General features: G+C 61.4%; 5 protein-coding genes. 4 read left to right on the top strand and 1 reads right to left on the bottom strand.

Annotation, left to right across the window (positions count from 1 at the left end; all coding sequences use genetic code 11):
• Positions 1-211: hypothetical protein (locus tag QZ213_RS24305; protein ID WP_291688621.1), on the bottom strand; the 211-nt coding region annotated here is incomplete at its 3' end.
• Here QZ213_RS24305 and istA (QZ213_RS24300) point away from each other — a divergent pair.
• The 4 genes from istA (QZ213_RS24300) (at position 201) to istB (QZ213_RS24285) (ending at position 4,907) form a co-directional block, all read left to right on the top strand.
• Positions 201-1,709 carry an IS21 family transposase gene (gene istA, locus QZ213_RS24300; RefSeq protein WP_291688620.1) on the top strand — a complete coding sequence of 503 codons (1,509 nt, stop codon included), beginning with the start codon at positions 201-203 and terminating at the stop codon, positions 1,707-1,709. The two genes, QZ213_RS24305 and istA (QZ213_RS24300), sit on opposite strands and share 11 nt — an antisense overlap.
• Positions 1,696-2,451, top strand: coding sequence for an IS21-like element helper ATPase IstB (gene istB, locus QZ213_RS24295; protein WP_291688619.1), 756 nt, complete (start codon positions 1,696-1,698; stop codon positions 2,449-2,451). Before istA (QZ213_RS24300) ends, istB (QZ213_RS24295) begins: the two co-directional genes overlap by 14 nt.
• Positions 2,452-2,535: 84 nt before the next feature.
• Positions 2,536-4,062 (top strand): IS21 family transposase, encoded by a 1,527-nt coding sequence (gene istA / locus QZ213_RS24290; RefSeq protein ID WP_291688618.1) that lies wholly within the window; start codon positions 2,536-2,538, stop codon positions 4,060-4,062.
• A 23-nt stretch (positions 4,063-4,085) separates the two neighbouring features.
• Entirely contained in the window at positions 4,086-4,907 is an 822-nt protein-coding gene (istB, locus tag QZ213_RS24285; protein ID WP_291688622.1) for an IS21-like element helper ATPase IstB, read from the top strand.
• The last annotated feature ends 255 nt before the right edge of the window (positions 4,908-5,162 follow it).

Here is a 5,162-nt window from a genome sequence, read left to right as displayed (position 1 = left end):
CCTTTGGCGGTTTGGAACAGGCCAGGGCGATCAATTTGGCCTCGGCAGCCCCGTCGAAAATGCGCGGTCTGGCTGAGCGCGGCGAATGTTTGCGGTGTAAAACAGCGTGCAAACCTTTCCAGATTCCAGGGGTAAACAGCGCCCAAAAGTTTCCACCCTGGTCCATGCGATGATCCGGCTTTTCCGCTGGAGAATCTGGGGTGTTGCTCATGGATATGATCGCCGAAATCCGCCGCCGTCATTTGGTCAGCAAGGAGAGCATCAGTTCGATCGCGCGTGACCTGCGGTTATCCCGCCCCACGGTCCGCAAACATTGCCGGACCCAGCGTGAACCGGTCTATCGCCGGGAAAAACAGCCCACACCCAGGCTCGGCGCATTCCAGGAGACGCTTGAGAACTGGCTCCGGACCGAACGCCTGCTCCCGAAGGCTCAGCGCCGCACCGCACGCCGATTGTTCGAGGGGTTGCAGGTCGAGGGATATCGGGGCGCCTACGACAGCGTTCAGCGCTTCGTCCGGCGCTGGAAGGCCGCCAAATCCGGCCCATCGCTGGCGCATGCCTTCGTTCCCCTGGCCTTCGCGCCAGGAGAGGTCTGTCAGTTCGATTGGAGCCATGAGCATGTCGAGATCAACGGCGTCATGCAGACGATCAAGGTTGCGCATTTCCGGCTGACGTTCAGCCGGCAGATGTTCGTCGTGGCCTACCCCAGAGAAACCCAGGAGATGGTGTTCGACGCGCACAACCGCGCGTTTGAGTTCTTCGGCGGTGTGCCCGAACGCATGGTCTACGATAATCTGAAGGCCGTGGTTGAGACGATCTTCACCGGCAAGGAACGGTTGTTCAATCGCCGCTTCATGGTCCTGGCCAATCATTATCTGTTCGAACCCGTCGCCTGCACCCCTGCCTCGGGTTGGGAAAAGGGACAGGTCGAAAACCAGGTTGGCAATATTCGCGAATGGCTGTTCACGCCGCTGGCGCGGTTCGTCAGCTTCGAGGCGTTGAACGAGTGGCTGGCGATACGCTGCCGGGAACTGGCGGCACGGAGGCATCCGGTGACCCCGGAACGGTCCATCGCGGACTGCTTTACCCAAGAGCAACTTTCCTTGCGGACCATCCGCGCGGCCTTCGATGGATATGTGGAGCACATGGTCCGGGTGTCCAGCACCTGCCTCGTGATGTTGGACCGCAATCGCTACAGCGTTCCGGCTGAATATGCCGGACGCGCGGTCTCACTGCGAAGCACCGCGACCGGTGTGCGCATCGTCGCCGATGGCGCGGTGATCGCCGAGCATGTGCGCCGGTTTGGGCGGGATATTCTGGTCTTCGACCCATGGCATTATTTGCCGCTGCTGGAACGAAAACCCGGTGCGTTGCGCAATGGCGCGCCGTTCCGGGAATGGGATCTGCCGATCGCCATTCAGCTGGTGCGTGATCGCATTCTCAAACAGCCGAGGGGTGACCGGGGCTTCGTCGAGCTGTTGATCATGGCGCGTGAGGAGGGTCTGGAAGCGCTGCAGGTCGCCTGTGAACTGGTGCTGGAGGGCAATGTCGTCACCGCCGCCGTGGTCATGAACGAGATGCGGCGGCTGACCTCACCCGCGCCGCCGGTGGTGTTGAACATCCCCGACATGCTGAAGCTTCAGCGCGAACCGCTGGCCGATTGCGGCCGTTACGACCATTTGCGCGAGGTGAGCCATGTCCTCCATTGAACGTTCTGGCATCGATCGGCAGGCTCAACTCAGTGCACTGCACCTGTATGGAATGGCGGCTGCCTGGAATGAGCTGCTGGCCGAGGGACCGCGGCGGCCCGTGCAGCCCGAGATCTGGCTTGATCGGCTGATCGAGGCCGAACTCGCCGATCGTCAGGTGCGCAGTCTGCGTTACCAGTTGAAGGCCGCCCGCTTCCCGGTGCATCGGGACCTGACGGGGATCGATTGGGCGGAAACGCCGGTGCCACACGCGCAAATCGAACAACTGGCGAGCGCGGCCTTCATGGAAACGGCGCATAACCTGATCCTGGTGGGTGGAACCGGGACGGGAAAAACGCATCTGGCGACAGCACTGGGCGTGGCCGCCATCCATCGCGGCAAGCGTGTCCGATTTTACAACGCGGTCGATCTGGTGAATCAGCTGGAGAAGGAAAAGCAGCAAGGAAAAGCCGGAAACCTGGCCCGGCAGCTGGTCCAGACCGATGCCGTGATCCTGGATGAACTCGGGTATCTGCCGTTCCCGGCCTCAGGCGGCGCGCTGCTGTTCCATCTGATCAGCCAGCTCTACGAGAAAACCTCGCTGGTCGTCACCACCAACCTGTCCTTCGCCGAATGGGTGGGAGTGTTTGGCGATGCCAAGATGACCACGGCCTTGCTCGATCGCATCACCCATCACTGCGACATCCTGGAAACCGGGAATTATAAACAGCGGCCGCAAATTGTACCACTGAACCGGTGGTGATGCTGCCCTTACGGGCGGCGCCAAAGTGTACCGGTCCTGATAGGTCTTTCCGATGTCCAAGCCGGGCATGGAGGGGCTGGAAGGATGTTCACAGTGGAACTCTATGCCAGGATCCGGCGTGCGGTGATGGTGGACGGGGTGAGCCGACGTGAGGCGGCGGTTCGGTTTGGCGTTCACCGGAACACGATCACGAAGATGCTTCAATATTCAGTTCCGCCCGGCTACCGGCGGCGCGATCGTCCGGCCTCGAAGAAGCTCGGCCCGCAGATGGCGTGGATCGACGCCATCCTCGAAGTGGATCGTGGCGTGCACAGAAAGCAGCGCCACACCGCGCAACGGATTTTCGAACGTCTCCGGGATGAACGGGGATTTTCCGGCGGCTACACGATCGTGCGCGAGTATGTGGCGGAGGCAACGTCGCGATGCCGTGAGATGTTCGTGCCGCTGAGCCATCGTCCTGGTCACGCCCAGGCGGATTTTGGAGAGGCGGATGGCTTCATCGCGGGCAAGAAGGTCCGGTTCCATTATTTTTGCATGGACCTGCCGCATTCGGACGGCTGCTTTGTCAAGGCGTATCCGGCTGAGACGGCGGAAGCTTTCTGCGACGGTCACGTCGCGGCGTTCGCCTTTTTTGGCGGCGTGCCGCAGTCGATCTTATATGACAACACCCGTCTGGCGGTAGCCCGGATCGTGAAGGGCGGAGAGCGCCTGCGCTCGCACATGTTCTCAGAGCTGCAGAGCCATTATCTGTTCAACGACCGGTTTGGCCGCCCTGGCAAAGGCAACGACAAAGGCAAGGTGGAGGGGCTGGTGGGCTACGTCCGGCGCAATTTCATGACGCCTCTGCCCGTCGAGGACAGCTTCGACGCCCTGAACGCCCGGTTCGCGCGTGCCTGCACCCGGCGAGGCCAGGCGATCCTGCGTGGACATACCAGCACGATCACCGAACGCATGCGGGCGGACCTGGCCGCGTTCATGCCGTTGCCGCCGGCGCCCTACGATGCCTGTCACAAGGTGGCCACCCGCGTCTCCTCGCTGTCGCTCGTGCGTTACAGGAACAACGATTACTCGGTACCGACACGCTACGGTCATCAGGAGGTTCTGGCGAAGGGCTATGTTGGCCGTGTCGAGATCGCCTGCCGCGGCGAGACGGTCGCTAGCCATATTCGTAGTTATGAGACGGCCGACTTTATCTACAATCCGCTGCATTATCTGTCGCTGCTGGAACACAAGAGTAAGGCGCTCGATCAGGCGGCGCCCCTGGACGGTTGGGTACTCGCCGAATGTATCCATCGGCTGCGACGGCTGATGGAAACCCGGATGGGGAACGCTGGACGGCGCGAGTTCATTCAGGTCCTGCGCCTGATGGAGGATTTCCGTCAGCACGAGGTCGAACAGGCCGTCACTGAGGCCTTGCGGCTCGGTGCCATCAGCTTCGACGCGGTGAAGATGCTGTTGCTGGCCAAACTGGAGAACCGGCCGGCCCGGCTCGATCTGACATTCTATCCTTACCTGCCGGCCGCGACGGTCGGAACAACGGATCCGCGGGCTTATCTCGGGCTCGTCGCCAGTTCACGCTCCGTGTCGGTGACAGCGGGAGTCCCGGCATGACAATGTCCCCTGACACCCCGACACTGACCGCTGTCCCGCCCCAGGTGCTGCTCGGCAATCATCTCAAGGCGCTGAAGCTTCCCACGTTCGCGCGCGAGTATGAGAAGGTGGCGATGGAAGCGGCCCAGGATCGCGCCGACTACCCGCGCTATCTGCTGCGGCTGTGCGAGTTGGAGCGCATCGACCGCGAGCGGCGTAACATCGAGCGCCGCATTCGAGCGGCGCGGTTTCCACAGACCAAGAGCCTCGATACATTCGACTTCGCCGCCCAGCCGTCACTCAATAAGGCGCTGGTTCTCGAATTGGCGCGTTGCGAATGGATCGAGAAGCGGCAGAACTGCATCGCGCTCGGACCATCCGGCACCGGCAAAACCCACATCGCGCTCGCATTGGGGCTGGCGGCCTGCCAGAAAAACCAAAGCGTCGCCTTCACCACGGCCGCCGCTCTCGTGCACGAACTCATGGAAGCGCGCGACGAACGCCGACTGCGGGTGCTGCAGAAACACCTCAACACGGTCAAGCTGCTGATCGTCGATGAACTGGGCTACGTGCCATTCACCGCCGTCGGTTCGGAACTGCTCTTCGAGGTGTTCAGCCAACGGTATGAACGTGGCACCACGCTCGTCACCAGCAACCTGCCTTTCGATGAGTGGACCTCGGTCTTCGGCTCGGAACGATTGACCGGTGCGCTCCTCGATCGTCTCACGCATCATGTCCACATCCTGGAAATGAACGGTGAAAGTTTCCGGCTCGCGACCAGCAAAAGAACTCAGCGCCGCGCGAGTCCGGGGCTGAACACCATCACGAAAAAAACCACGGAAGGAGCCAACACCACAGAAATCTGATGCGACGCCGCGTGCTGTGAGCCGCGCTCCGCAATGCTCCGCGCTGCTCACAGAACGCGGCACGACAATCAACCAGGGCTTCGCAGCCCTTTTCTCTTAACCAGACTGGTACACTTTTACACCGCTAGCTGGCACAATTTGTCTCCGCCGTTGACAAAAGCGGCTGTTCCTGTGTTTCCGGTTCCGGCAAGACCATAGCCGGCAATTGTTCCGACATTGCCGCCGGGGGCTCGGGATACAACCATGGGCGTGATA

Origin of the sequence: Bradyrhizobium sp. (assembly GCF_017881085.1) — a bacterium.
GTDB lineage: Bacteria > Pseudomonadota > Alphaproteobacteria > Rhizobiales > Xanthobacteraceae > Bradyrhizobium.
This window is presented reverse-complemented; position numbering and strand designations above follow the sequence as displayed.

What these genes read in the sequence shown, in the direction of transcription:
- istB (WP_291688619.1), top strand. Translation starts at nt 1,696, where the DNA reads ATGTCCTCCATTGAACGTTCTGGCATCGATCGGCAGGCTCAACTCAGT.
- istA (WP_291688618.1), top strand. Translation starts at nt 2,536, where the DNA reads ATGTTCACAGTGGAACTCTATGCCAGGATCCGGCGTGCGGTGATGGTG.